The following is a 26,061-nucleotide window of genomic DNA, read 5'->3' as shown; positions in this document are numbered from 1 at the left end:
GCCTTCCTTGTGGCCCCTGGGGCTTTCACCCTGGTCGGGCCGGCGCCCTGTCCGGCCGTGCACGACGGTGCGTCGCAGTGTCGCGCAAGCCGCCGATGTGCCATCGGCCGCGACCTAAAATGCGCGGTTTCATCCTCGTTGCCCCCGCATGCCCAAGGTGCCTTCCTCTCCCGCGTCCAGTCCGGCGCCCACGCCCGACACGGGCCCGATGCCCGTCAGCTACGAAGCGGGACTCCAGGAACTGGAGCAACTGGTCGCGGAACTCGAATCGGGCCAGTTGCCGCTCGACCAGCTGCTGGGCAGCTACCAGCGCGGCGCCGCGCTGCTGGCCTTCTGCCGCGACCGGCTGCAGGCGGTGGAAGACCAGATCAAGGTGCTCGACGCGGGCAGCCTCAAGCCCTGGGCCGCCGAATGACCGCGGCCACCACGTCCCCCACCTGGGACCAGGCCCGCCTTGCGCTCTGGAGCCGTCCGCACCTCGAGCGCGTCGAACAGGCGCTGTCGGGCTGGGTCGGCGTCGATTCGCCGGTGCTGCTCGGCGAGGCCATGCGCTATGCGGTGCTCGACGGCGGCAAGCGGCTGCGGCCGCTGCTGGTGCTCGCGGCCAGCGAGGCGGTCGGCGGCAATGCGGCCGCGGCGCTGCGCGCGGCCTGCGCCACCGAACTGATCCACGCCTATTCGCTGGTGCACGACGACCTGCCGTGCATGGACAACGACGTGCTGCGCCGGGGCAAGCCCACGGTGCACGTGAAGTTCGGCGAGGCCGACGCGCTGCTCGCGGGCGACGCGCTGCAGGCGCTGGCCTTCGAACTGCTCACGCCCGATGGCGACGAGGTGCCGCCCGCGATGCAGGCCACGCTGTGCCGCATGCTGGCGCGCGCCGCCGGCAGCCAGGGCATGGCCGGCGGCCAGGCGATCGACCTCGCGAGCGTGGGCGTGGCCTTGAACGAAGCGCAGTTGCGCGAGATGCACCGGCTGAAGACCGGCGCGCTGCTGCAGGGCAGCGTCGAGATGGGCGCGGCCTGCGGCACCGGCGTTTCGGCGGCGGCGCTGACCGCGCTGCGCGGCTACGGCGCGGCGATCGGCCTGGCTTTCCAGGTGGTCGACGACATCCTCGACGTCACGGCCGATTCGCAGACCCTGGGCAAGACCGCGGGCAAGGATGCCGCGGCCGACAAGCCCACCTATGTGTCGCTGCTGGGGCTCGAGGGCGCCCGGGCCCAGGCCTCGCAACTGCTCGACGACGCGCTCGCCGCGCTCGATGCGAGCGGCCTGCAGGACACTGCAGCGCTGCGCGCGCTGGCCCACATGGTCGTAGACCGCGACCGCTAGACAAGAACGAACACCACGATCCATGGCCGCTCCGCTGCTCCCCACGCTCCACGATCCGTCCCCCATCCGCCAGTACGACCGGGCCCAGCTCAAGCAGCTGTCCGACGAGGTGCGCGCCTGCGTGCTCGACAACGTCTCGCGCACCGGCGGCCACCTGAGCTCGAACCTCGGCACGGTGGAGCTCACGGTCGCGCTGCACCACGTGTTCAACACGCCGCACGACCGGCTGGTGTGGGACGTGGGCCACCAGACCTATCCGCACAAGATCCTCACGGGCCGGCGCGAGCGCATGCCCACCCTGCGCCAGCTCGGCGGCATCTCGGGCTTCCCGCAGCGCAGCGAGAGCGAATACGACACCTTCGGCACCGCGCACTCGTCGACCAGCATCTCGGCCGCGCTCGGCATGGCCATGGCCGCCAAGCAGAAGGGCGAGGACCGCTTCACCGTGGCCATCATCGGCGACGGCGCGCTCACGGCCGGCATGGCCTTCGAGGCGCTCAACAACGCGGGCGTGTGCGACTGCCGGCTGATCGTGATCCTCAACGACAACGACATGTCGATCAGCCCGCCGGTGGGCGCGCTCAACCGCTACCTGGCGCAGCTGATGAGCGGCAACTTCTACGCCGCCGCCAAGAACGTGGGCAAGAGCGTGCTGCGCGCCGCGCCGCCGCTGTTCGAACTGGCCAAGCGCTTCGAGCAGCATGCCAAGGGCATGGTGGTGCCGGCCACGCTGTTCGAGCAGTTCGGCTTCAACTACGTGGGCCCGATCGACGGCCACGACATCGATTCGCTGGTGCCCACGCTCGAGAACCTCAAGCACCTCGAGGGCCCGCAGTTCCTGCACGTGGTGACCAAGAAGGGCCAGGGCTACAAGCTGGCCGAGGCCGATCCCGTGGCCTACCACGGCCCCGGCAAGTTCGATCCGCAGGTCGGCCTGGTCAAGCCCGCGTCGGCGCCCAAGAAGACCTTCACCCAGATCTTCGGCCAGTGGCTGTGCGACACCGCGGCCAAGGACGGTCGGCTGGTCGGCATCACGCCCGCGATGCGCGAAGGCTCGGGGCTGGTCGAGTTCGAGCAGCGCTTTCCCGACCGCTACTACGACGTCGGCATCGCCGAGCAGCATGCCGTGACCTTCGCCGCGGGCCTGGCCTGCGAGGGCCTGAAGCCGGTGGTGGCGATCTACTCGACCTTCCTGCAGCGCGGCTACGACCAATTGGTGCACGACGTCGCGATCCAGAACCTGCCGGTGGTGTTCGCGCTCGACCGCGCGGGCCTGGTGGGCGCCGACGGCGCCACGCACGCAGGTGCCTACGACATCCCGTTCCTGCGCTGCATCCCGAACATGAGCATCGCCTGTCCCGCCGACGAGCGCGAGACGCGGCAACTGCTGACCACGGCCTACGAGCAGGACCACCCGGTGGCCGTGCGCTATCCGCGCGGCGCGGGTGCCGGCGTCGAGCCGCACCTCGCGCTCGACGGCCTGCCCTTCGGCAAGGGCGAGCTGCGCCGGCAGGGCAAGCGCATCGCCATCCTGGCCTTCGGCACGCTGCTGTATCCAGCGCTCACGGCCGCCGAGGCGCTCGATGCCACGGTGGCCAACATGCGCTGGGCCAAGCCGCTCGACGTGGAACTGCTGCTCGAGGTGGCGCGTTCGCACGAGGCGCTGGTCACGCTCGAGGAAGGCGCGTTGATGGGCGGCGCGGGCAGCGCGGTGCTTGAGGCGCTGCAGGCCGCGGGCGTGCAGGTGCCGGTGCTGCAGCTGGGCCTGCCCGACCGCTTCATCGAGCACGGCGACCCGGCCAAGCTGCTGGCCTCGATCGGGCTCGATGCCGCGGGCATCGAGCAGTCGATCGCGCAGCGCTTCGGCCGCGAAGGCTGAATCTTCTGTCTTGCTCCTTCCCCCTCTGGGGGAAGGCCGGGATGGGGGCATGCGGCCTCGAAAAGCGCCGCGGTCTTGCGCAAGGCCGCGTGCCCCCACCCCGACCCTCCCCCAGCGGGGGAGGGAGGAACAGCCGAAACGATCAGCTGCCCAGGTACGCTTCCTGCACCTTCGGATCGCCGAGCAGGTCGCGCCCGCTGCCCGACAGCACGATGCTGCCGGTCTCGATCACGTAGGCCCGGTCCGCGATCTTCAGCGCCTGGCGCACGTTCTGCTCCACCAGGAAGATCGTCAGGCCCTGGCGGTTGATCTCGCGCAGCGTGCGGAAGATGTCCTGCACGATGATCGGCGCCAGGCCCATCGAGGGCTCGTCCAGCAGCAGCACGCGCGGCTTCGCCATCAGGGCGCGGCCGATCGCCAGCATCTGCTGCTCGCCGCCCGAGAGGTTGCCGGCCAGGCCGTCGGCGCGGTCCTTGAGCACCGGGAACAGGGCGTAGATGCGCTCCAGGTCGGCCGTGCGCGCGGCCGCGCCGTCGCGCCGCGTGTAGGCGCCGAGCTCGAGGTTCTCGCGCACCGTCAGCGTGGTCAGCGTGGCGCGGCCCTCGGCCACCTGCACCACGCCGCCGGCCACGATCCTGTGCGGCGCGAGGGCGGAGATGTCCTGGCCCGCGAACACGACGCGCCCGGCGGTCTTCTTCACCAGGCCCGACAGCGCCAGCAGCGTGGTCGACTTGCCGGCGCCGTTGGCGCCGACCAGCGTGGTGATCTGTCCTTCGTGCAGTTCGAAGTCGATGCCCTTGACGGCCTGCACATGGCCGAAGGAAACCTTCAGGCCCTGGACCTGCAGCAAGGGTTGCTTGGTGCCTGCGCTCATGCCGCGGCCTCCGGTTCGTTGGTGGCTTCGTCGTCCTCGCGGCCGAGGTAGGCCTCGATCACCTGCGGGTCGTTGCGGATCTGCTCGGGGCCTCCGCGCGCGATGATGCGGCCGAAGTTCAGCACCGCGATCTGCTGGCACAGGCCCATCACGAAGCGCATGTCGTGCTCGATCATGAAGACCGTGAAACCGCGCGCCGCGATGTTCTCGATCTCGACCATCAGCTCGCTCTTCTCGGTGCTGTTCATGCCGGCGACCGGTTCGTCGAGCAGCAGCAGCTTGGGCTCGGTGGCCAGCGCGCGCGCGAGCTCCAGCTTGCGCTGCTCGCCGTACGAGAGGTTGTCGGCGATGTCGTGCGCCTTGTGGTCCAGGCGCACCCAGCCCAGCAGCTCGTGCGCGCGCTCGCGGGCGCGCTTCTCCTCGCCGCGGAACAGGCCCGAGCTCGCGAGCAGGCCCAGCGGGCCGTAGCGCAGCTTCGAATCCATGCCCACGATCACGTTCTCCAGCAGCGACATCTCCTTGAAGACGCGGATGTTCTGGAAGGTGCGCGCGATGCCGCCGCGCGTGATCTGGAAGGGCTTGCGGCCCGCGAGGTCGCGGCCCTCGAAATGGATGCTGCCGCTGGTGGTCGGCAAGAGGCCGGTGATCAGGTTGAACACCGTGGTCTTGCCGGCGCCGTTCGGTCCGATGAGCCCGAAGATGCCGCCTTGCGGAATCTCGAGGTTCACGTCCTGCAGCACCTTGAGTCCGCCGAAATGGCGCGACACGTTCTTCAATGTCAGCAGGGTCTGGCTCATGCGGCGCTCCCCTTGCGGCCGAACCACTGGCGGATGCGCGCCGGGTCCCAGATGCCCTTGGGCAGGAACAGCACGATCAGCACCAGGATGAAGCCGTTGACCACGAGGCGGAAGGCGCCCAGGCCGCGCAGCATCTCGGGCAGCAGCGTGAGGATGGTGCCGCCGAGCACCGGGCCGGTGAGGCCGCCGATGCCGCCGAGGATCGCCATCGTGAGGATGTCGACCGCGCGGTTGAAGCCGTACTCGGACGGGCCGATGAAGAAGGTCAGGTGCGCGTTCAGCGTGCCGGCCAGGCCGGCGATCGCGCCGCCGAGCACGAAGGCCAGCATCTTGTGGCCCGCCACGTCGATGCCCATCAGGCCGGCGGCGGTCTCGTCCTCCTTGATGGCCTCGAAGGCGCGGCCCACCTTCGAGCGGCGGATGCGCCACAGCACCAGCAGCACCAGCACCAGCGCGAGCGCGACGTGCCACCACTCGGTCGACTGCGGGATGCCATTGAGGCCCAGCGCGCCGCCCGTGAGCGACTCGGCGTTGAGCACGGCGATGCGCACCACCTCGCCGAAGGCCAGCGTGGCCATCGCCAGGTACACGCCCGACAGGCGCAGCGTGGGCTTGCCGATGGCGAAGGCCACCAGCGCGGGCGCGGCCATGCCGGCCGCGATGGCGACCGGGAACGGCACGCCGTAGTTGAGCGTGAGGATCGAGGCCGCGTAGGCGCCGATGCCCATGAAGGCCGCGTTGGCCAGGGCCAGCATGCCGCAGGCCAGGGTGAGCCAGATCGAGAGCGCCAGCAGGCCGTTGATGCCCAGCGAGAGCACCAGGTTGCTGTAGACCGACCAGAAGTTGTCGAGCGCTTCCATGGTCAGACCTTGCGCTCCTTGAGCGAGCCGAACAGGCCCTTGGGACGCACCAGCAGCACCAGGAACAGAAGGCCGAAGGCCACCGCGTCGCGCATGGTGGAGCCCACGTAGGCCACCGACAGCACCTCGGCGAAGCCGAGGAACAGGCCGCCGAGCAGCGCGCCGCGGATGTCGCCCATGCCGCCGAGGATGATCACGGCGATGCCCTTCTCGAGCATCGGCTGGCCCATCAGCGGGAACAGCGCGTTCGAGTACAGGCCGATCAGCACGCCGGCCACGCCGCCCAGGCCCGCCGCCACGAAGGAGGTCAGGTAGAACAGGCCCTCGACGTTCACGCCCACGAGGTAGGCGGCCTTGGGCGATTCGGCGATGGCGCGCAGCGCGCGGCCGAGCTGCGTGCGCTGCAGCGACAGCAGCAGCACGGCCATCAGCGCGAAGGACGCGATGATGATGCCGAGCTCGAGCGCCGTGACGTGGATGCCCGCGAGCACCAGCGCGTCGTCGGGGATGGTGCCGGACGGGAAGCGCAGGTTCTCCGCGCCGAAGATGCCCTGCACGCCGTTGTTCAGGATGATGGCCACGCCGATGGTGGCGATCATCGGGATCAGGTGGGGCGCGTCGCGCTTGCGCAGCGGCTTGAGCACCAGCACGTCGATCAGCAGGCCCAGCACGCCGCACAGCACGAACGCGAAGGGCAGGCCGGCCCACAGGGGCAGGTTGGTCAGGCGCATGAACTCGGCGGCCGCGTAGGCGCCCACCATGAACACCGCGCCGTGCGAGAGGTTGATGACGCCGAGCACGCCGAAGATGAGTGTGAAGCCCAGCGCGAAGAGTGCGTAGACGCACCCCAGCGACAGGGCGTTGACAAGCTGCTGATCGAGCACGATGGGCTTTCGTCGGGCCGCGGCCGAAGGGCGTCGCGGCGAATCAAAACAGGAAGAACGAAGGGCGCAGTGGGTCGTCCTGCGCCGGGTGCAAAAGGCAAGGCGGGCCGCGCGGCCCGCCGCGAGCGGCGAGGGTGCCGCCCCTTGCTTACTTCTCGATCACGAACTGCGTGCCGCGCGTCACGCTCACGATGGCCGTCTGTTGCGCGTCGTAGCCGGCGGGCTTGCCGGCCTTGTCCTTGGCGCGCGCGAAGGTGAAGGCGCCGGTGGCGCCGGTCCACTTCACGTTGGGCAGCGCGTCGCGCAGGGCGGTGCGGTCGGCCGGCAGGTTGCCCGACAGCTTCACGCCCTTGAGCGCCTGCGCCACCACGTACAGCCCGTCGTAGGCCTGGGCGGCGAACTGGTCGGGCGCGACCTTGAACTTGTCGTTGTAGGCCTTCTGGAACTTGGTGTTCTCGGGCGTGGCGTTGCTGGCCGACCAGGGGCTGCCGACGTAGAGGTTGTCCGAGCTGCCCTTGGCCAGGTCGAAGATCTTGGTCGAGTTCATGCCGTTGCCGCCGATGACCGGCACGTTCAGGCCGAGCTGGCGGGCCTGCACCATGATCGGCGCGCCCTCGGCCAGCAGGGCCGACAGCACGATGGCGTCGGGGTTGCTGGCCTTGATCTTGGTCAGCTGGGCCTTGAAGTCCACGTCGCCCTTGGCGAAGGTCTCGGTGGTGGTCACGGGCAGCTTCAGGTCCTCGAGGGCCTTCTTGAAGTTGTCGTAGCCGCTCTTGGTGAACACGTCGTCGTTGCCGTAGAGCACGGCGACCTTCTTGACGTTGGCGTGCTTGATCGCCACGCGCAGGGTCTCGGGCAGCACGTCGGCCTCGGTCACCGAGTTGCGGAACACGTAGTCGCCGATCGAGGTGATGCCGTCGGCGGTGTTCGAGGTGCCGAAGGCCACGGTCTTGGCGGCCTGGGCGATCGGGTCGGCGGCCTGGGCCGAGTTCGACAGCGTGGGGCCGAAGGTCATCAGGACCTTGTCCTGGAAGATCAATTTCTTGAAGACGTTGATGGCGTCTTCCTTCTTGCCTTGCTCGTCCTCGATGGCGAGGACGATCTTGTCGCCGTTGATGCCGCCGGCGGCATTGATCTCGTCGGCCGCGAGCTGGAAGCCGTTGCGGATCGCGGCGCCGTACTGGGCGGCACCGCCGGACAGCGCGGCGGCGACGCCGATCTTGATGTCGGCGGCTTGGGCGCCGAAGGCGGTGGCTGCGGCGAAGGCGAGCAGCGCGGGCTTGAAGGAATGGGAGAGTCTCATGTCGGATGCCGTATCGGAGGTGTGTGTAAGGCGGATTAACATTTTATGCCTCGTCCGAATTCGGGCTTGCCGGGGGGCTTGCCGGGCTCGTCGCAGGCCTGCTCGCGGGCCGTGGCGATGGCGTGGCGCGCATCCGCCGTATTGCTGCAGCGCAGGGTAAACCCCCGCCGGTCGCTGTAAGCGCGTTTTTACAATCGCCCGGGCTTCTACAAGAGTCCCCAGCGGTCACAAGCCGTGCGTCGTTTTTTCCAAGTATTCGGAGAGCTATCCATGGATCGTCGTTCCCTCATCAAAAACGCCGGCATCGCTGGCGTCCTGGCTGCCGGCATCGCGCCTGCCGTTCATGCGCAGGCCACCGTCCGCTGGCGCCTGGCGTCGAGCTTTCCCAAGTCGCTGGACACCATCTTCGGCACCGCCGAGGTGTTCGCGAAGAGCGTCAGCGACATGACGGGCGGCAAGTTCCAGATCTCGGTGCATGCCGGCGGCGAGCTGATGCCCGCGTTCGGCGTGGTCGACGGCGTGCAGAACGCCTCGGTCGAAATGGCCCACACGGCGCCGTACTACTTCTACGGCAAGGACCCGACCTTCTGCCTCGGCTGCTCGGTGCCCTTCGGCATGAACACCCGCCAGCAGAACGCCTGGATGTACGAAGGCAACGGCCTGAAGCTGATGCGCGCCTTCTACGCCAAGTACAACATCATCAACCTGCCCGGCGGCAACACCGGCGCGCAGATGGGCGGCTGGTTCCGCAAGGAAATCAAGTCGGTCGCCGACCTCAAGGGCCTGAAGTTCCGCACCAACCCGTTCGCGGGCAAGGTGCTCGAGCCCTTCGGCGTGATCCCGCAATCGATCCCCGGCGCCGACCTGTACCCCGCGCTCGAAAAGGGCACGCTGGACGGCCTCGAATGGGTCGGCCCGTACGACGACCAGAAGCTGGGCTTCAACAAGATCGCCCCGTTCTACTACTACCCCGGCTGGTGGGAAGGCGGCCCCGAGCTCGACTTCTACATCAACACCAAGGCCTGGGAAGGCCTGTCGGCCGACTACAAGGCGATCGTCGAGGCGGCCGCCGCGCACGCCAACATCACGATGACGGCCAAGTACGACGCCAAGAACCCGATCGCGCTCAAGCAGCTCGTGGGCTCGGGCACCAAGCTGCGCCCGTTCTCGCAGGACGTGATGAACGCGGCCTTCAAGTCGGCCCAGCAGGTCTACTCGGACCTCAACAACTCCAACCCCGAGTGGAAGAAGATCTACGGCGACTGGTCCAAATTCCTGGCCGACCAGAACGCCTGGTTCCGCTACACCGAAGGCACCTTCGACCGCTTCATGCAGCAGCAGAAGCTGTAAGCGGCGACACCTTCGCGCCCATGCAGAAGCCCCGCCGGCAGCGGCGGGGCTTTTTTCATTTGGAGGGCGTGCCGAGCAGCGCGGCGCGCGCGGCCTCGGACGGGAACACGCAGGCCACGTCGTGCGCGCAGCCCGGCACCACCGTGACCTCGCGGCGCTTGGCCGGCGCGAGCAGCGTGCGGTCGTACTGCGCGTAGGCCAGGCCGCGCTGCAGCCGGTAGGGGCCTTGCGCGGTGGCCGCGCAGGACTTGTCGAGCACCCGGTAGGCCGTGCCCTTGCCCTCGCCGGTGTCGAGCTCGCCCTGCAGGTAGTGGATGTCGGCGGCCGCATAGCGCGCGCGGGCCTGCGCGGCGTCGCGGCCCAGGTGCGCGGGCAGGCCCTCGGTGCCGTACTTCCAGCGGTTGAGCGCGGGGCAGGCGGCGGCGTCGCCCGGAGGAAACGGGCGGTACGCGTCGAAGTAGAGCCAGGTGCCGGGGTCGGCCACCACGTAGCGCAGCGCGAGCGAGGCCGCGGGCGGATCGGCCGCGAAGCCGATGTAGTGCTGCACCATCTGCGCGCCGGCCGAGAAGCCCGCGAGGGTGACCGTGCGCAGGCTCGGCCAGCGCCGGTGCAGCTCGGCCACGAGCGCGTCCATGGCCGTGAACGAGGACAGGCCATTGCCGTTCTCCGCGCGGCCGCCTTCGAGCCAGGAGGCGCAGGTCCACAGCAGGTCGCCGTCCTGCGCGGCCGGCACGCCCGCGCTGCTGCATTTGCCGGCCTTGTCGGCCGCGACCTGGAACAGCGGCGCGACCACCAGCGTGCGCTCGAGCGCGCCGGCCTGGCGCACGGTGCGCAGGGCCGCGTCGAAGGTCTTGCCGGCATCGCGCGGATGGCCGTGCATGGCGATGAGCGCCTGCGTGGGGCCCGCGCCGGGGGCGAGTGAGGCGTAGTAGTGCAGCGAGCCGCCCGCTTGCGGGGGCTCGAAGGCGCGGTAGCAGTCGGGCGCGGCCGATGCCGTGCAGTCGGCGGCGGTGGCGGCCGCGGCGCCGGTCGCCGATGCGGCGAGGCACAGGGCCGCCACGAAGGCACGCGCACCGTTCGACAGGAGAAGGGATCTGGGATGCATGCGGCTATCTTCGCCGCATCGGGTGCCGCGAGGCTGACTCAGGCGCCGTTGTCGTCGGAAGCCGGGGGCCGCGCCGGCACCGCGCGCAGCGCCACCTGCTCGCCGAAGGCGACCAGCACCTTCGGGTCGTAGGCATGGAACCAGGTGATGCCGCCATTGCGACGGCGCACCAGCAGGCGTGGCGCGATGACGCGCTCGAGCATGCGGATATGGACCAGCTTGAGCTGCGAGGCGTCCTGCGCGCGCACGCGCTTGGTCCACAGCCAGGTCTGGACCAGCTCGTCGCCTTCGAGCCGGGTGCGGCTGTAGACGATCCAGTAGCCGACCCACACCACGCACAGGCCCGCGAGGCCGAAGACCACCAGGCTCGAGGTCGACCAGCTGGTCTCGCGCAGCGAGGGCAGGCTCCAGAGCGCGATGGCGAAGAGGTCGACGACGATCACGACCGCGAGCGTGCGCAGCAGCGGCGGGAAGGCGGCGCTCTCGAGCGCAGCGCCTTCGTCGGCGCCGGCCTGCGTCACTGCTTGGCGCCGTCGGCGGGCGCCGGCGCGGGCTCGGCCGCCGGGGCCGGCTCGTCCTTCTTCTCGTTGCCGAACGGGTCTTCCATGTTCACGCCGTTGGCGTCGGGTGCGTTCGACTGCTCGTCCACCGGCATCTCGAGGATCACCTTGTCGATGTCGACCACCTTCTCCTTGTCGAGGAACACGGTCACCGTCTGCGGGAAGAAGATCACGATGGCCACCAGCAGCAGCTGCATGATGACCCAGGGCACGGCGCCCAGGTAGATGTCGCGCGACTCCACCTTCTTGGGCAGCGCCCCGTTCTTGAACAGGGTGTCGGCGATCCCTCGCAAGTAGAACAGCGCGAAGCCGAACGGCGGATGCATGAACGAGGTCTGCATGTTCACGCACAGCAGCACGCCGAACCACACCATGTCGATGCCGAGCTTGTGGGCCACGGGGCCCAAAAGCGGCAGGATGATGAACGCGATCTCGAAGAAGTCGAGGAAGAACGCGAGGAAGAAGACGAAGATGTTGACCGCGATCAGGAAGCCGACCTGGCCGCCCGGCAGGCCCGAGAGCATGTGCTCGATCCACTTGGCGCCGTCCACGCCCTGGAACACCAGCGAGAACACGCGCGAGCCGATCAGGATGAACACCACCATGGCCGTCAGGCGCATCGTGCCTTCCATCGCGCCCTTGAGCAGTTCCCAGTTCAGGCGGCGGTGGATCAGCGCGAGGATCAGCGCGCCGACCGCGCCCATGGCGCCGGCTTCGGTCGGGGTGGCGATGGCCTTGTCCATGAACGGCAGGCCGCCCATCGAGCCCAGCACCGCGAAGATCAGGATCGCCGAGGGAATGATGCCGCGCAGGCACTTGCCCCACAGCGCCCAGCCGTGCAGCGTGCGCGCGCTGGCCGGCAGGCCCGGCACGTAGCTCGGGTAGATGCGCCCGATCAGGAAGGTGTAGATCGCGAAGATGATCACCTGCAGGATCGACGGACCCCAGGCGCCCTTGTACATCTGGCCGACGTCGGTGCCGAGCTGGTCGGCCATGACGATCAGCACCAGCGAGGGCGGCACCAGCTGCGTGATGGTCCCCGAGGCGGCGAGCACGCCGGTCGAGTAGCGCATGTTGTAGCCGTAGCGCATCATCACCGGCAGCGAGATCATCGCCATCGCGATCACCTGGCCCGCCACCGTGCCGGTGATGGCGCCGAGGATGAAGCCCACGATGATCACCGAGTAGCCGAGGCCGCCGCGCACCGGGCCGAACAGCTGGCCCATGGAGTCGAGCATGTCCTCGGCCAGCCCGCATTTCTCCAGTACCGCTCCCATCAGCGTGAAGAAGGGGATCGCCAGCAGCGTCTCGTTCGACAGGATGCCGAAGACGTTGAGCGGCAGGTTGGCCATGAAGCCGGCCGGGAACCAGCCCATCTCGATCGCGAAGAAGCCGCAGATCAGGCCGAGTGCCGAGAGCGAGAACGCGACCGGGAACCCGATCAGCATGATCACGACGAGCCCCGCGAACATGATCGGGGCGAAGTTTTCCATGTGCATTTCTACTTATCCTGCCGTTGGGACACAGAGAAGGGAGACGGTGGCGGGGCGAGGGCGCTGCGCGCTCACTGCACCGGCTTCTCGTAGTGCGTGTTCATCTCGATGAGCCCACGCAGGTAGGCAATGCGCTTGATGATTTCCGCCACGCCCTGCAGGAACATGGCGGCGAAACCCACCGGCATCAGCAGCGCGGCGGGCCAGCGAACCAGGCCGCCGATGTTGCCCGACATCTCGCCCGTGACCCAGGTGTTCCAGAAGTAGGGCCAGGTGAGGTAGGTGAACATGCCCATCACCGGCAGCAGGAAGAAGATCAGGCCGAACAGGTCGACGTAGACCGGGCCGTTGCCCTTGAGCTTGCCGTAGATGATGTCCACGCGCACGTGCTCGTTGAAGCGCAGCACCACGGGCGCGCCGAGCATCACGGTGGCCGCGAACAGGTACCACTGGATCTCGAGGAAGGCGTTGCTGCTGAAGTCGAGGCCGTAGCGCACCAGTGCGTTGGCGGCGGAAATGAGCGAGGCCGCCAGGACGGTGTAGCCGGCGAACTTGCCGAACTTTTCGCTGATCCAGTCCATGCCGGCCGCGAATTTGAGGAATGCAGACAAGGGGTGTCTCCCACAAAGCCCAGGGTGATAGCGACCGGCCCTGGTGGGGTCGACGCAAAGCCCGCAATGGTAACGCGGTGTACCTTTGTATTGCCCCGTCCACCCAGGCCGCGACGCCCGGGTTTACCCGGGAGTCGGCGCCCACGACGCCCGCCGGCGGGTGCCCATAATCGCCCGATGTCTTCCAGCCCGCAGCCCTCGACTCCCTCAGGCGCCCTGGGCCTGCCGCATTCGATCGACTCGCCCGACATGCACCGTGCCGGCCGCGAACTGCTGTCGCTGGCGCTGATCGATGCGCGCAACCACACGCTGCACCTGCTGGCGCTCTACGAGCAGGCGCTCGGCTCGGCCGCGTTGCCGGTGCCGCGCGAGCTGCAGGCGCAGGAGGGCATGCAGCCGCCGGTCTGGCTGGCCGGCCATATCGGCTGGTTCGCCGAATGGTGGATCGGGCGCAACACGCAGCGTGCCTTCGGCGTCGACTGCCCGGTGCGGCCGACGCGGCTCGCGGCCATCGACCCCGGCGCCGACGACTGGTGGAACCCGGCCCAGGTCGCGCCCGAGCGCCGCTGGTCGCCCGAGCTGCCGGACCTGGCCCAGACCAAGGCCTACCTGCTCGAGACGCTCGAGAGCACGCTCGAGCTGCTCGAGCATGCGGCCGAGACCGATGCCGGCCTGTACTTCTACCGCCTCGCGCTGTTCCACGAGGACTTGCGCGGCGAGCAGTTCGTGGTGATGGCGCAGACCCTCGGGCTGCCGCTGGGCATCGAGCAGGCGCCCGTGAGCGTGGTGCGCGAGCCGCTGGCGCTGCCGGCCACGCGCTGGAGCCTGGGCCGCGACGAGGCCGGCTTCGCCTTCGCGCAGGAGCGCGGTGCGCACCGCGTCGACGTGCCCGAGTTCGAGATCGATGCCCAGCCGGTCACCTGGAACCAGTTCACCGAATTCGTCGACGACGGCGGCTACGACCGCGAGGAGCTGTGGCACGGCGAGGGCTGGCGCTGGCTGGCCGCGCAGGCCGAGGGCCGGCGCGGGCCGCGCCATGTGGAGCAGATCGGCGCGGCGCGCAGCGCCACCGGCGGCTCGGTGCTGCAGCAGCGCTTCGGTGCCACCGTGCGCGCCGCCGGCCACCACAGCGCGGTGCACCTGAGCTGGTGGGAGGCCGATGCCTGGGCCCGCTGGGCCGGCCGCCGCATCGCGACCGAGGTCGAGTGGGAGATCGCGGCCCACACCGCGGCGCGCCGCGGCTTCCGCTGGGGCGACGTGCACGAATGGACCGCGGGCACGCTGCAGCCCTGGCCCGGCTACCGCGCCGATCCGTGGAGCGGCGGCGGCGAATTCGATCCCGCCGCGGGCTTCGGCCGCGCGCGCGTGCTGCGTGGGGCCTCTTTCGCCACGCGCGCGCGGTTGCGTTCGATGCGGCGGCGCGGCTTCGCGCTGCCGCAGCGCGACGACGGCTTCCTGGGGTTCAGGACCTGCGCGCTGTAGCCGGCGCGGCGTTCAGTTCATCCGCTGCAGCTGCACGTCGGTGACGGCCACGCTGCCCGAGGCCTTCGGAAAGCGCAGCGTGACCTGCCGGATGTGCGCGAGGTCCACGCCATGCAGCGCGAAGGCCTTCAGCGGAACCGCCACCATGTTCAGCAGCGGCCGCGTGGTGCCGGTGTCGGCATAGATCGCGTCCCCGGGCGCGTCGACCAGCGGGATCGCGCCGTCGGGCTTGCGCGCGATGCCATAGAGCGCATCGCTGAAGTCGCTGCCCTTGAGCGCCGCCTTGCGGCCCTGCGTGTCGGTCAGCGCGATCTCGACCTCCTGGCCGATCGGCGCCAGCACGGCGACGCGCACGCTCAGCGTGTCGAAGCCCTGGGCCGACAGATCGCCGGTGTCGATCGCCACCACGGGGCCGGCCGTGTCCCACTGCAGTTGGGCCTGGTCGGTGATCGACCAGAGCAGCAGGGTCTTCTTGTCGTACGAGGAGGGGTTGTAGAGCTCGCCTTCCTTGAACAGGGCTTCGGCCGGAAGCTGGCTCACGGGGTCGGTGCAGGACGCCTTTCGATCGTTCGGCTGGGCGATGATGGCCAGGAAGCGGCATTGAACGGTGGTCTTGAAGCGCTCGTAGGTGGTCGACAGCCCGCTTGCGTTCTTCGCACTGGCATCCGCGTTGCGGAAGTCCTGCAGCAGCTTGCGCTGGGCGGCGGGCTGATGGACCGTCAGCACGACGCGTTCGTCGCAACTGCTTTCACCGGCCGGGCAGCCGGCCGATGGAATCGGGGCCTGGCCTTTCCAGTAGGGCGCGAACTGGAACTCGTCGCCGACGAAGTAGCGCAGGAACGAGGCCATCAGGAACGCGCCGTTGCGGCGCTGGTCGTCGGGGCTCAGGCGCAGCGTGTCGATCTTTCCCGATTGGCAATAGAGCGGGGCGAACTTCTCGGCATCGTCGTCCTCGGACCAATGGTCGTTGTAGAAGTTGTGGTTGGCGCCCCTGACGACCACCTGGTACTTGGGCGCGCTCTCGTCGCTCGCCGTGTTGCGGCTGTCGTCGAAGATCTGCGCGCCGTTGAGCGTGTAGACATCGCCGTCGCAAGTGGGCAGCAGGGTGGCGAACGGCACCTGGGTCACGCGCGACAGCTGCCTGGCATTGATCGGCGCCAGCGAGAACACGGCGCGGACGCGGTGCGGCGGCTCGGTGGCCGAAGGCAAGACGACGCCCGATTGCAGCAGGGCCTCGAGCGAGGTCATCTGCGCGAGCCACTTCTCGCTGTCCGCGTTGATCGCGTACGAGAACGTGCTCACATCCCGGAACCTGGCGTTGACTTCCTCGAGCGCGGCCTGCTCGGCGGCGACCCGTTCCTTCGCCTGCGCCGCCTGCTGCTGCAACTGCTGCAGGGCCTGCGTCAGAGCGTCGATCTTTTCGGGCGAGGCGGGCGGCGACTGGATTCGCGCGGCCAGCAGCGCCGCCTGGGCCATGAACAGCTTCACGGTGATGTCGGTGGCGGCGGCAGTGGCTTCATCGACCCGCTTCTCGGCTTTCTCCTGCTCGGCCTTGGCCAGCGCAACGAGCTCGCGGCTGCGGCGTGCCGTCTCGACGTCCTGGTAGCTGATGCCGATGCGCTGCTTGTTCAGTTCCACCGCGTAGGCGACCGCTTCCGCGCCGCGCGAGTGGCCGACGATGCCCACGCGCTCGAGGTCCAGCTTGCCCTTGAGCTCGGGCATCGCGACACCGTTGAAGAGGCCCGTTGCATTGCCCGCGCGCAGCAGGTCGAGCGTCGTCATGAGCAACTGGCCGCGCGCGAACGCTCCGGCGTCCGAGGCGTTCCAGCTGCTGAGCCCGTTGATCTTTCCGGCGTCGATGGAGAAGGCGACATAGCCGTGCTCGGCCAGGTCCTTCTGCAGGTAGTCGTAGCCCTTGGCATTGTTGAGATCGGAGGAGTCGTGCATGCCATGCAGGAACACCACCACCGGATGGCCGCCGCTGGCCGAGGGCTGGACCTTGGAACGGCCCGGCGTGCCGGCGGGCCCCGCCGGATAGCGCACCGTGCCCTGCAGCGGCACCGTGTAGATCACGTCCTTGTATTGCGCATCGGCCACCGCCGTGATGCCGAAGCCATAGACCACCTGCGCCGAGGACTGGTAGTCGCCCTTCTCGCCGAACGGCACCGTCGCCGTGAAGCGCGTGATCGCCGTCGGGTCCTGCGGATCGGGTGGGGTGGTCACGGGAATCGTCGGCGCGGGGTCGGCGGTCGCGGTGGGTGTAGTGGGCGGGGCCGTGAGCGACAGCGCGCTGCCGCCGCCGTCGCCGCCTCCGCATCCGCTCGCGAGCGCGAGTGCAAGAACGATCGCGCAGGCTGCCGCCATGCGCATGGAACGCCTTCTTTTCATTTGCTTTCTCCCAAGATTTCTTAAGGATCGAGGCGATGGGCGGCGGGGCCGCAACTCGCCTCTGGCGATGTCGGCATCGCGATAGCCAATGAATCGAAGACGGGGTGTCGACGTTTGTGAGAGTCCTGCGTCTCGCGCTGCGGACCGTGGGGCGCAAGCAATTCACGTGCCCCCGCGTGGCACCTTCCTAGTGCAACCGTGTGGCGCTGCGGTTGGCGCGCCTCAGCGTTCGCCGCCGTGCCCGGAGGCCAGCGGCGGCGCCACTTCCTCGAGCGGCTTGCGTTCGGCGTCGGCCGCGTAGCGCAAGGCCAGCAGCCCGGCCACCACCACCAGCACCGCGGCGAAGCAGTAGCCCACCATCACCGCGCCGCGGCTGCCGGTCTCGATCAGCAGGCCGAACAGCACCGGCGCCGCGAAGCCGCCCGCGCCCATGCCGATGGCATAGAAGATCGCGATCGCCATCGCGCGCATCTCGAGCGGGAACACCTCACTGACCGTGAGATAGGCCGAGCTCGCGGCGGCCGAGGCCAGGAAGAACACGGCGGACCAGCACAGCGCCTGGCTGCGCGCATCGAGCCAGCCTTGCATGAAGGCCCAGCCGGTGAAGGCCAGGCCCACGCCCGCGAGCACATAGGTCAGCGCGATCATGCGGCGCCGGCCCACGCTGTCGAACAGCGGGCCCAGCAGCAGCGGCCCCAGCACGTTGCCGAGCGCGAACGGGAAGATGTAGAGCGCCACGCTGGCCTCGGGCACGGCGTAGAAGCGCGTCAGCACCAGCGCATAGGTGAAGAAGATCGCGTTGTAGAAGAAGGCCTGCGCGATCATCAGCGCGAGCGCGACCACGCTGCGTTGTCGGTAGTGCTGGAGCAGCACGCGCGCCACCTGCCGCATCGGCGGGCTTTCGCGGCGCGCGGCCGTGTAGTCGACGTAACTGCGCGGCGCGGGCAGCGGGCCGTGCTGCGCCGAGACCTCGGCCTCGATCTCGTCGACGATGCGTTTGGCTTCGTCGGCGCGGCCGTGCGCGATCAGCCAGCGCGGGCTCTCGGGCACATGGCGCCGCACCAGCAGGATCGCCACCGCGAGCACCGCGCCCAGGCCGAAGCCGGCGCGCCAGCCCCACACCGGGCCGATCACGCGCGCGTCGAGCAGCACCAGGCTCAGCCCGGCGCCGAGCGCGGCGCCGATCCAGAAGCTGCCGTTGATCGCGAGGTTGACGCGGCCGCGCACGCGCGCGGGGATCAGCTCGTCGATGGCCGAGTTGATGGCCGCGTACTCGCCGCCGATGCCCAGCCCGGTGACGAAGCGGCACAGCGCGAAGAAGGCGAAGTCGGGCGAGAAGGCCGTGGCCAGCGTGCCCAGCGTGTAGACCACCAGCGTGACCAGGAACAGCTTCTTGCGCCCGAGCCGGTCGGTGAGCCGGCCGAACAGCAGCGCGCCGAGCACGGCGCCGGCCACGTAGATCGAGCCCGAGAGGCCGATCTCGCCGGCCGTGAGCCCGAGCGTGTCGGGCCGCTCGAGCACGGCGCCGATCGAGCCCACCAGGGTGACCTCGAGGCCGTCGAGCACCCAGGCCACGCCGAGGGCGATCACCACGCGCCAGTGCCAGCGCGACCAGGGCAGGCGGTCGAGGCGGGCGGGGATGTCGCTGCGCAGCACCGTCATGCGCACGATTATGGGAAGCGCGCCGTGCCCCGCGTTGTAGGACCGGCGCTGCAATGCGCCGGTGCCATCGGTTGCCTGTTCAGGCCGCGACGGCGGCCGATGCCTGCCGGATGCCCATGGCCTCGAGCGTCTCGGCGATGGCGGCGACCGCGCCCGGGATGCCCGCGTCGCCGAAGTGCCCCATGCAGCCCACGCGGAAGGTCTCCACCTGCGTGAGCTTGCCGGGGTAGAGGATGTAGCCGCGCTTCTTGACCTCGTTGTAGAAGGTCTTGAAGTCGTAGCGCGGATCGTCGGGCGCATGGAAGGTGACGATGATCGGTGCCTGGATGGCAGGGTCGAGGAAGGCGCGCAGGCCCAGCGCGGCCAGCCCGCTCACCAGCGCCTTGCAGTTGCGCGCATAGCGGCCGCCGCGCGCGGCCAGGCCGCCTTCCTCCACGTACTGCGCGATCGCGGTGTCGAGCGCGGCCACCACGTGGGTGGGTGGCGTGAAGCGCCATTGCGTGGTCTTCTCCATGTAGACCCATTGGTCGTACAGGTCCAGGCTCAGCGAGGGGCTGTGGCCTTCGCATTGCTCGAGCGTGCTGCGCCTGACGATCACGAAGCCCATGCCCGGCACGCCCTCGAGGCACTTGCCCGAGGCCGCGACCACGGCATCGAACGGCGTCTTGCGCGCGTCGATCTCGAGCGCGCCGAAGGAGCTCATGGCATCGACGATCAGGCCGCGCCCGTGCCTGGCAACGACCAATGCGATCTCGTGCAGCGGGTTGAGCACGCCGGCCCCGGTCTCGCAGTGCACCACCGCGACATGGGTGATGCCGGGATCGGCCGCGAGCGCGCGGTCCACGTCGGCGGGCGAGATCTGCTTCTCTTCCGTGTAGTCGATGGTGGTCAGCTTGCGGCCCAGCACCTTGCAGATCTTCGCGAGGCGCTGGCAGTAGGCGCCGTTGCTCGGCACCAGCACGTGGCCGTCGCGCGGCACCACGGTACCGATGGCGGCCTCGACCGAGAAGGTGCCGCTGCCCTGCAGCGGCACGCATTCGTGCGTGCCCGTGCCGTGCACGATCTCCAGCACCTGGCGGCGGATGCGCGCGGTGATCTGGTTGAAGTCGCCGTCCCATGAACCCCAGTCGCGCAGCATCGCCTGGCGCGTGCGCTCGGAGGTGGTCAGGGGGCCGGGGGTGAGCAGGATCGGATGCGGGGCTTGACTCATGGTGTCTCCAGGCAGGGAAGGGGAATGAGGAAGGCGGAGCAGGTTCTCAGCCGCGGCCCAGGTTGCGCCAGGCCTGCGTGCGCGCGAGCAGCACGCGCGTGAGCAGCGCATAGGCGATGCACACCAGCGTCGAGGTGACCACGATCAGGCTGGCCAGCGCGGCGGCCGGGCCGATGTCGCCGGCGTCGTCCATGTGCATGATCGCGACCGAGGCGAGGATGGTCTCGGGCGTGTAGAGGAAGATGGCGCACGACAGGCTGGCCATCGACACCACGAAGAAGTAGCGCCCGATGTCGAGGATGGCCGGCAGACACACCGGCACCGTGACGCGCAGGAAGGTCTTGAAGAACGGCACCTTGAGCGAGGCCGAGACGGCCTCGAACTCGTTGTCGATCTGCTTGAGCGCGGTGACGGCCGTGAGGTGGCTCGAGGTGTAGTAGTGCACCACCATCGACACGATCAGGATCGCCATCGTCTGGTAGAGGAAGTTCAGCGGGTTGGCCGGATGGTTGAAGAACATCACGTAGCCCAGGCCCAGCACCAGGCCCGGCACCGCCATCGACAGCACGGCCATCAGGTGCATGCCCTTGCGCATCAGGCCGAGGCCGCGCGTCTTCTCGATCAGGTAGGCGCCCGTGAACACGATCAGCGAACCCGCCACCGCGGTGGCCATGGCCACCAGCAGGCTGTTGCCGTAGGCCGCGGCCATGTCGCTCTCGACCAGCACGAAGTGGTAGTGCTTGAGCGTGAAGGACTGGTCGTAGGGCCACAGCGCGATCAGCGAGGTGTAGACCGCCATGCCGATGGTGGCCAGCAGGAAGGCGCAGACCACGGTGCAGAACAGCGTGAGCAGCGTGTCGGCCACGCGCCGGCGCTTCGGGCTGTAGGGCACCGAGCGTGCCGTGAGCTGCGCCTTGAGCTTGCGCCGCACCACGTAGTCGATGACGAAGGAGACGATCGACGGCAGCAGCAGCAGCATGCCGACCACCGCGCCGATCGAGAAGTTGTGCTGCCCGACCACCTGCTTGAAGACGTCGACCGACAGCACGTTGAAGTTGCCGCCGATCACCTTGGGCGCGCCGAAGTCGCTGACCACGTAGGTGAAGACCACCGTGGCCGCGCTGATCAGGCCGTACTTGCACGAGGGCAGGGTGATGGTCATGAACTGCCGCAGCGGCCGCGTGCGCAGCGCGGTGGCGGCTTCGTAGAGCCGGCCATCGGCCAGCGACAGGGCAGTGACCAGAATCATCAGCGCATGCGGGAAGGTGTTGTAGACCTCGGCCAGGATGATCCCGGGCGCGCCGTAGATCGAGGTGCCGCCGAGCAGGAACTTGAGCGCGCCCTGGTTGCCGAACCACTGCACGAAGGAGATCGCCGACAGCAGCGAGGGCGCGAGCAGCGGGATCAGCGCGATGAGCCGGAACACGGCCTTGAGCGGCGCCGGCATGCGGCTGCGCGTGAGCGCATAGGCGAACACGAAGGCCGTGGGCACCGAGATCGCCACCACCGCGGCCGCGACCCAGACCGAGTTCCAGGCGGCGCGCAGCAGGCTCGGCGTCTGGAAGTAGGTGATGAAGTGGGCCAGGCCGACGAAGCGGCCGTCCTTGTCCTGCACCGCGTGCGCGAGGATGGTGAGCAGCGGCGCGACCAGGAACACGAACAGCATCGCCATCACGACGCACAGCACCGCGCGCGCGATGGTCTCGTCGCGGCTCCAGCGCAGGGCGGGCCGCGTGCTGATGGCCGGCTTGGCGGCGAGCGGGTGGGCCAGCGTGTTCATGATTGCGGGGCGCGCGCGGCGGAGAAGGCGCGGATGCGGTTGGCGCGCAGCGCGATGTCGACCGTGTGGCCCTCGCGGATGCCGAGGTCGTGCAGCTGGTTGAGCGAGAAGTGCAGGCCGAGCGTCTGGCCGTGCAGCGCGTCGGCCGTCACCTCGGCGATGCACAGGCCGCCGAGGAACTCGACCTTGGTGACCATGGCCTGCAGCCGGTTGGCCGTGTCCTCGCGCAGGTGCTCGACCGCGCGGTCCTCGGGCCGCAGGTAGAGGTTGACCGCCTCGCCGGGCTCGAAGGCGCCGTCGCAGGCGTCGCACTGCAGCTCCATGTCGCCGACCTGGAAGCGGTGGTTGCCCAGCGCCACCGAGCGCAGCACGTTGACCTTGCCGACGAAGTCCGCCACGAAGGGCGTGGCCGGCTGCTCGTAGACCTCCATCGGCGTGCCGACCTGCTCGATCACGCCGTGGTTCATGACCACGATGCGGTCGGCCATCGACAGCGCCTCCTCCTGGTCGTGCGTGACCATGATGGTGGTGATGCCGACCTGCTTCTGCAGCCGGCGGATCTCGCCGCGCAGGCGGATGCGCTCGAGCGCGTCGAGCGCCGACAGCGGCTCGTCGAGCAGCAGCAGCCCAGGCCGGGTGGCAAGCGCGCGCGCCAGCGCCACGCGCTGCTGCTGGCCGCCCGAGAGCTGGCTCGGGTACTTGGCGCCCGAGGTCGGCAGGCCGACCAGGGCCAGCAGCTCGTCGACGCGCGCCTTGACCTCGGCGCGCCGGGCCCGGCCGTTGACCAGGCCGTAGCCGATGTTCTCGGCGATCGTGAGGTTGGGGAACAGGGCATAGGACTGGAACACGATGCCGTAGTCGCGCCGGTCGGGCGGCAGCCACGAGACGTCCTTGCCGTTCTGCAGGATCTGGCCGGAGGTCTGCGTCTCCAGCCCCGCGATGATGCGCAGCAGCGTGGTCTTGCCGCAGCCCGAGGGGCCGAGGAAGCACAGCATCTCGCCGGGGTTGACGCGCAGGTGCACGTCGCGCAGCGCGCTGAAGGTCTCGAAGTCCTTGCGGACCCCGATGACCTCGAGCGCCGCGGCGCCGCTCGCGGGCCGCCGGCCGGCCATGAACGGGGTGTCGGTCGTATCCATTGTTCGCACTCGTCGTTGGCGGACGCGCGGGACGCGCCTCCGCGGGTTGAAGAAGGACAGGGAAGGACAGCGGCCGGATCGGACTTGTTCGCGGGATACCGCGGAACCGGCTCCGCCGGGCCGCCGGTGTCGCCCCCGGCAGGGGGTTGGCGAAGCGACACGAAGTGCGCGCAGCCTGGGGGCGAGCCTATTTAGCTTCGGCCTTGCCTTCGTAGCGCTTGCTCCACTCGGCCAGGATGCGTTCGCGATTCTTGGCGGCCCAGTTCAGGTCGTTCTTCGCGAGCAGCTTTTCGTAGTTGTCGGGAATGCCCTCGAGCTTCGAGACCACGCCGGGGTAGGCCACCACGGCCCACCAGCGCGCGCTGATCTGGTTGGCCTCCTTGCTCGCCATCCAGTCGGCGAAGCGCTTGGCCTGCTCGATCTTGGTGCTGGTCTTCATGAGGCTGGTGGCCTCGATGTCCCAGCCCAGGCCTTCCTTCGGGAAGATCAGGTCGACCGGCGCGCCCGACTTCTTGACCTGGTGGGCGCGGAACTCGAACGAGATGCCGATCGGGAACTCGCCCGCGCCGGCCTGCTTGCAGGGCTTGGAGCCCGAGTGCACGTACTGCGCGATGTTCTGGTGCAGCGCGTCCATGTACTTCCAGCCCTCGGCATCGCCCCACATCTGCAGCCATGAGGAGACGTCGAGGTAGCCGGTGCCGCTGGAGGCCGGGTGCGGCATCGAGATGGCCCCCTTGTAGACCGGCTTGGCCAGGTCCTTCCAGCTCTCGGGCTTGGGCAGGCCCAGCTTCTGGGCCTCGACCCGGTTGAAGCAGATGGTGGCGGCCCAGACGTCCATGCCGACCCAGGCCGGCGGGCGCGCGGCATCCGAATAGGCGGGGTTCAGTTCCTTGAAGCCCTTGGGCTCGTAGGGCAGCAGCATGCCTTCCTGCTGCAGAAGCGCAAGGCTGCTGGCGGCCAGGCCGGCCACCACGTCGGCCTGCGGATTGGCTTTCTCGGCCAGCAGCTTGGCGGTGACGATGCCGGTGGAGTCGCGCACCCACTTCACCTCGATGTCGGGATTGGCCTTCTCGAAGGCGTCCTTGTAGAGCTTCATGGCATCGGTCTCGAGCGCGGTGTAGACCAGGAGCGAGGTCTTCTGCGCCCAGGCGGCGCCGCTGGCCGCGAGGCCGAGCGCCGCGGCGCACAGGACGGCCGCGAGACGGCGCGAGCTTGGTTTCATCGTCATCTGTTTCTCCTGAGAGGGCTTGCTGTCACGAAAGGGTGAGTGGCGGGCGTCCGGGGCCTGGTCGGCCGGATCCGGTGGAGGCAATGTAGATTGCAGACTGAAGACTGTCAATAAAAAATTGTTGACAGTTTTCAATCTGAGGTTGGAGAATGCGTTCCATGGTCACCAGCAATCCCTCCTCCGCCCTCGCATTCCTCCAGTCCAGTTCGCTGCCGATGCTGATGCAGGAGGAGATCGAGCGATTGATCATGACGGGCGAGCTCCCGGTGGGCAGCCGCATCAACGAGAGCGAGCTCTCGCAGCGCTTCAACACCAGCCGCGGCCCGATCCGCGAGGCGCTGCGCGCGCTGGAGGAGGCGGGCCTGGTGCGCAACGAGAAGAACCGTGGCGTCTTCGTGCGCGAGATCGCGTTCGAGGAGGCCGACGAGATCTACGAACTGCGCGAGGCGCTGGAGGAAATCATCGGCCGCCGCGTGGCGCTGGCGATCAAGCCCGATGCCGTCGAGCGGCTGCGCGCCATGCTCGATGCCATGCGCTCGGCGGCCCAGGCGCAGGACGTGGAGCAGTACGCGCAACTCAACCTGCAGTTCCACGAGATCCTGCTCGACACCGCGGGCAGCAAGAAGCTGACCGAGACCTACAAGCGCCTCGTGAAGGAGCTGCACCTGTTCCGCATGCGCGCGCTCGACAGCGGCGGCGGCCTGCGGGTCTCGGCCGACGAGCACCGCGACATCGTCGAGGCCATCGCCAGCGGCGACCCCGACGTCGCGGGCCGCGCGCTGCGCCAGCATGTCGCGGGCAGCCGCGCCCGCATGCACAAGGCCTTCGGCCGCGCCGATGCCGAAGCCGCCACCACGAACAACCCACCCCAAAAGGAAGTCTGAAATGACACCGGAGACCCTCGAAGTCAATGCCAGGAGCTATCGCTGGATGGCGCGCCCGATCGTGGTCGTGTGCGTGGACGGCTGCGAGCCGGCCTATCTCGACGCGGCCATCGCCGCCGGCGTGGCGCCGTACCTCGGCCGCATGCGCAAGGAGGGCGCCGACCTGCTGGCCGACTGCGTCGTGCCGTCCTTCACCAATCCGAACAACCTGTCGATCGTGACCGGCGCGCCGCCCGCGGTGCACGGCATCTGCGGCAACTACTTCTTCGACCGCGAGCTGGGCCAGGAAGTGATGATGAACGACCCCAAGTACCTGCGCGCGGGCACCGTGCTGGCCGCCTTCGCCGACGCGGGCGCCAAGCTGGCCGTGGTCACGGCCAAGGACAAGCTGCGCAAGCTGCTGGGCCACCGCATGAAGGGCATCTGCTTCTCGTCCGAGAAGTCGGACCAGGTGACGATGGAGGAGAACGGCATCGACGACGTGCTCGGCATGGTCGGCATGCCGGTGCCCTCGGTCTACAGCGCCGAGCTCTCCGAGTTCGTGTTCGCGGCCGGCGTGAAGCTCATGGAGTCGCGCCGCCCCGACCTCATGTACCTGTCGACCACCGACTACGTGCAGCACAAGGCCGCGCCCGGCAGCGAACAGGCCAATGCCTTCTACGCGATGATGGACCGCTACCTCGCGCAGCTCGATGCGCTCGGCGCCACCATCGTGCTAACCGCCGACCACGGCATGAACGACAAGCACGGCGCCGACGGCTCGCCCAACGTCATCTACCTGCAGGACGTGCTCGACGGCTGGTACGGCGCCGGCATCGCGCGCGTGATCCTGCCGATCACCGATCCCTACGTGGTGCACCACGGCGCGCTCGGCTCCTTCGCCACCGTCTACGCGCCCGACGAGGCCAGCGTGCCGGGCTGGATCGAGCGCATCCGCCAGGTGCCGGGCATGGAGTCGGTGCTGTCGCGCAAGGAGGCGGCGCAGCGCTTCGAGCTGCCGCCCGACCGCATCGGCGACATCGTGGTCGTGAGCGAGAAGAACACCGTGATCGGCACCGCGGCCAGCCGCCACGACCTGTCGGCGCTCGAGGTGCCGCTGCGCTCGCACGGCGGCGTGTCGGAGCAGCGCGTGCCGCTGATCTGCAACCGCCCGGTGGCGGGCATCGCCGCCGGCCGCCGCCTGCGCAACTTCGATGCGCTCGACATCGCGCTGAACCACGCCCAGTAACCGACCGCCGGAGCA

General features: G+C 69.0%; 22 protein-coding genes. 7 read left to right on the top strand and 15 right to left on the bottom strand.

The annotated features are described in order from the left end of the window. Positions 1 to 148 precede the first annotated feature (148 nt). Genes xseB through dxs form a run of 3 tightly spaced genes read left to right on the top strand, consistent with a single transcriptional unit; the run spans position 149 to position 3,211 of the window. Positions 149 to 415 carry an exodeoxyribonuclease VII small subunit gene (gene xseB / locus AC07PU_RS09765; protein ID WP_093349123.1) on the top strand — a complete coding sequence of 89 codons (267 nt, stop codon included), beginning with the start codon at positions 149 to 151 and terminating at the stop codon, positions 413 to 415. Beyond that, positions 412 to 1,332, top strand: a complete 921-nt coding sequence (locus AC07PU_RS09760) for a polyprenyl synthetase family protein (RefSeq protein ID WP_495317050.1) — start codon at positions 412 to 414, stop codon at positions 1,330 to 1,332. The genes xseB and AC07PU_RS09760 overlap by 4 nt, the downstream gene beginning before the upstream one ends. 22 nt (positions 1,333 to 1,354) lie before the next feature. Beyond that, positions 1,355 to 3,211: a 1-deoxy-D-xylulose-5-phosphate synthase gene (dxs, locus tag AC07PU_RS09755; protein ID WP_495317047.1), complete on the top strand. Its 1,857-nt coding sequence runs from the start codon at positions 1,355 to 1,357 to the stop codon at positions 3,209 to 3,211. Between the two features lie 142 nt (positions 3,212 to 3,353). Here dxs and AC07PU_RS09750 read toward each other — a convergent pair whose 3' ends face one another. The 5 genes from AC07PU_RS09750 to AC07PU_RS09730 all read right to left on the bottom strand — a co-directional run bounded on the left by AC07PU_RS09750 (position 3,354) and on the right by AC07PU_RS09730 (position 7,929). Next, on the bottom strand, positions 3,354 to 4,085 hold the full coding sequence (locus tag AC07PU_RS09750) for an ABC transporter ATP-binding protein (protein WP_495317045.1): 732 nt from the start codon (positions 4,083 to 4,085) through the stop codon (positions 3,354 to 3,356). Then, the gene (locus tag AC07PU_RS09745; protein WP_495317043.1) at positions 4,082 to 4,882 is read right to left on the bottom strand and encodes an ABC transporter ATP-binding protein; all 801 of its coding nucleotides are present in this window, start codon (positions 4,880 to 4,882) and stop codon (positions 4,082 to 4,084) included. The genes AC07PU_RS09750 and AC07PU_RS09745 overlap by 4 nt, the downstream gene beginning before the upstream one ends. Further along, positions 4,879 to 5,742 carry a branched-chain amino acid ABC transporter permease gene (locus tag AC07PU_RS09740; protein ID WP_398501285.1) on the bottom strand — a complete coding sequence of 288 codons (864 nt, stop codon included), beginning with the start codon at positions 5,740 to 5,742 and terminating at the stop codon, positions 4,879 to 4,881. Before AC07PU_RS09740 ends, AC07PU_RS09745 begins: the two co-directional genes overlap by 4 nt. Positions 5,743 to 5,744: 2 nt before the next feature. After that, positions 5,745 to 6,626, bottom strand: coding sequence for a branched-chain amino acid ABC transporter permease (locus AC07PU_RS09735; protein WP_208508800.1), 882 nt, complete (start codon positions 6,624 to 6,626; stop codon positions 5,745 to 5,747). A 148-nt stretch (positions 6,627 to 6,774) separates the two neighbouring features. Next, positions 6,775 to 7,929 (bottom strand): ABC transporter substrate-binding protein, encoded by a 1,155-nt coding sequence (locus AC07PU_RS09730; protein ID WP_203205021.1) that lies wholly within the window; start codon positions 7,927 to 7,929, stop codon positions 6,775 to 6,777. 270 nt (positions 7,930 to 8,199) lie between these two features. Here AC07PU_RS09730 and AC07PU_RS09725 point away from each other — a divergent pair, with 270 nt between their 5' ends. Further along, positions 8,200 to 9,279, top strand: coding sequence for a TRAP transporter substrate-binding protein (locus AC07PU_RS09725; protein WP_208508799.1), 1,080 nt, complete (start codon positions 8,200 to 8,202; stop codon positions 9,277 to 9,279). Positions 9,280 to 9,334: 55 nt separating this feature from the next. Here AC07PU_RS09725 and AC07PU_RS09720 read toward each other — a convergent pair whose 3' ends face one another. The 4 genes from AC07PU_RS09720 to AC07PU_RS09705 all read right to left on the bottom strand — a co-directional run bounded on the left by AC07PU_RS09720 (position 9,335) and on the right by AC07PU_RS09705 (position 13,048). Continuing rightward, positions 9,335 to 10,384 carry a hypothetical protein gene (locus tag AC07PU_RS09720; RefSeq protein WP_495317040.1) on the bottom strand — a complete coding sequence of 350 codons (1,050 nt, stop codon included), beginning with the start codon at positions 10,382 to 10,384 and terminating at the stop codon, positions 9,335 to 9,337. 38 nt (positions 10,385 to 10,422) lie between these two features. Beyond that, a complete protein-coding gene (locus AC07PU_RS09715; protein ID WP_495317038.1) occupies positions 10,423 to 10,905 on the bottom strand; it encodes a hypothetical protein in 483 nt (160 codons plus the stop codon). Next, a complete protein-coding gene (locus AC07PU_RS09710; RefSeq protein WP_495317035.1) occupies positions 10,902 to 12,443 on the bottom strand; it encodes a TRAP transporter large permease in 1,542 nt (513 codons plus the stop codon). The genes AC07PU_RS09715 and AC07PU_RS09710 overlap by 4 nt, the downstream gene beginning before the upstream one ends. 65 nt (positions 12,444 to 12,508) lie before the next feature. Next, entirely contained in the window at positions 12,509 to 13,048 is a 540-nt protein-coding gene (locus tag AC07PU_RS09705; RefSeq protein ID WP_296798901.1) for a TRAP transporter small permease subunit, read from the bottom strand. A 177-nt stretch (positions 13,049 to 13,225) separates the two neighbouring features. On the opposite strand from AC07PU_RS09705, the gene AC07PU_RS09700 reads away from it, so the two are divergent. Then, on the top strand, positions 13,226 to 14,530 hold the full coding sequence (locus tag AC07PU_RS09700) for an SUMF1/EgtB/PvdO family nonheme iron enzyme (RefSeq protein WP_495317033.1): 1,305 nt from the start codon (positions 13,226 to 13,228) through the stop codon (positions 14,528 to 14,530). Positions 14,531 to 14,542: 12 nt separating this feature from the next. Here the strand turns inward: AC07PU_RS09700 and AC07PU_RS09695 are convergent, their stop codons facing one another. The 6 genes from AC07PU_RS09695 to AC07PU_RS09670 all read right to left on the bottom strand — a co-directional run bounded on the left by AC07PU_RS09695 (position 14,543) and on the right by AC07PU_RS09670 (position 23,934). Continuing rightward, positions 14,543 to 16,900 (bottom strand): alpha/beta hydrolase, encoded by a 2,358-nt coding sequence (locus AC07PU_RS09695; protein WP_495317031.1) that lies wholly within the window; start codon positions 16,898 to 16,900, stop codon positions 14,543 to 14,545. 240 nt (positions 16,901 to 17,140) lie between these two features. Beyond that, positions 17,141 to 18,580, bottom strand: coding sequence for an MFS transporter (locus AC07PU_RS09690; protein WP_495317029.1), 1,440 nt, complete (start codon positions 18,578 to 18,580; stop codon positions 17,141 to 17,143). Between the two features lie 79 nt (positions 18,581 to 18,659). Beyond that, positions 18,660 to 19,790, bottom strand: coding sequence for a 2-aminoethylphosphonate--pyruvate transaminase (locus AC07PU_RS09685; protein ID WP_495317027.1), 1,131 nt, complete (start codon positions 19,788 to 19,790; stop codon positions 18,660 to 18,662). 46 nt (positions 19,791 to 19,836) lie between these two features. After that, the gene (locus AC07PU_RS09680) at positions 19,837 to 21,570 is read right to left on the bottom strand and encodes a putative 2-aminoethylphosphonate ABC transporter permease subunit (RefSeq protein ID WP_203205031.1); all 1,734 of its coding nucleotides are present in this window, start codon (positions 21,568 to 21,570) and stop codon (positions 19,837 to 19,839) included. Next, on the bottom strand, positions 21,567 to 22,706 hold the full coding sequence (locus AC07PU_RS09675) for a putative 2-aminoethylphosphonate ABC transporter ATP-binding protein (protein WP_495317024.1): 1,140 nt from the start codon (positions 22,704 to 22,706) through the stop codon (positions 21,567 to 21,569). Before AC07PU_RS09675 ends, AC07PU_RS09680 begins: the two co-directional genes overlap by 4 nt. Positions 22,707 to 22,893: 187 nt before the next feature. After that, on the bottom strand, positions 22,894 to 23,934 hold the full coding sequence (locus tag AC07PU_RS09670) for a putative 2-aminoethylphosphonate ABC transporter substrate-binding protein (RefSeq protein ID WP_495317022.1): 1,041 nt from the start codon (positions 23,932 to 23,934) through the stop codon (positions 22,894 to 22,896). A gap of 158 nt (positions 23,935 to 24,092) precedes the next feature. On the opposite strand from AC07PU_RS09670, the gene AC07PU_RS09665 reads away from it, so the two are divergent. Together AC07PU_RS09665 and phnA are read left to right on the top strand one after the other, a co-directional pair. Beyond that, on the top strand, positions 24,093 to 24,818 hold the full coding sequence (locus AC07PU_RS09665; protein ID WP_490875781.1) for a phosphonate utilization associated transcriptional regulator: 726 nt from the start codon (positions 24,093 to 24,095) through the stop codon (positions 24,816 to 24,818). 1 nt (position 24,819) lies between these two features. Continuing rightward, on the top strand, positions 24,820 to 26,046 hold the full coding sequence (phnA, locus tag AC07PU_RS09660; protein WP_495317019.1) for a phosphonoacetate hydrolase: 1,227 nt from the start codon (positions 24,820 to 24,822) through the stop codon (positions 26,044 to 26,046). Positions 26,047 to 26,061 lie beyond the last annotated feature (15 nt).

This window comes from Variovorax sp. GW821-FHT10D07, assembly GCF_059415325.1.
This window is presented reverse-complemented; position numbering and strand designations above follow the sequence as displayed.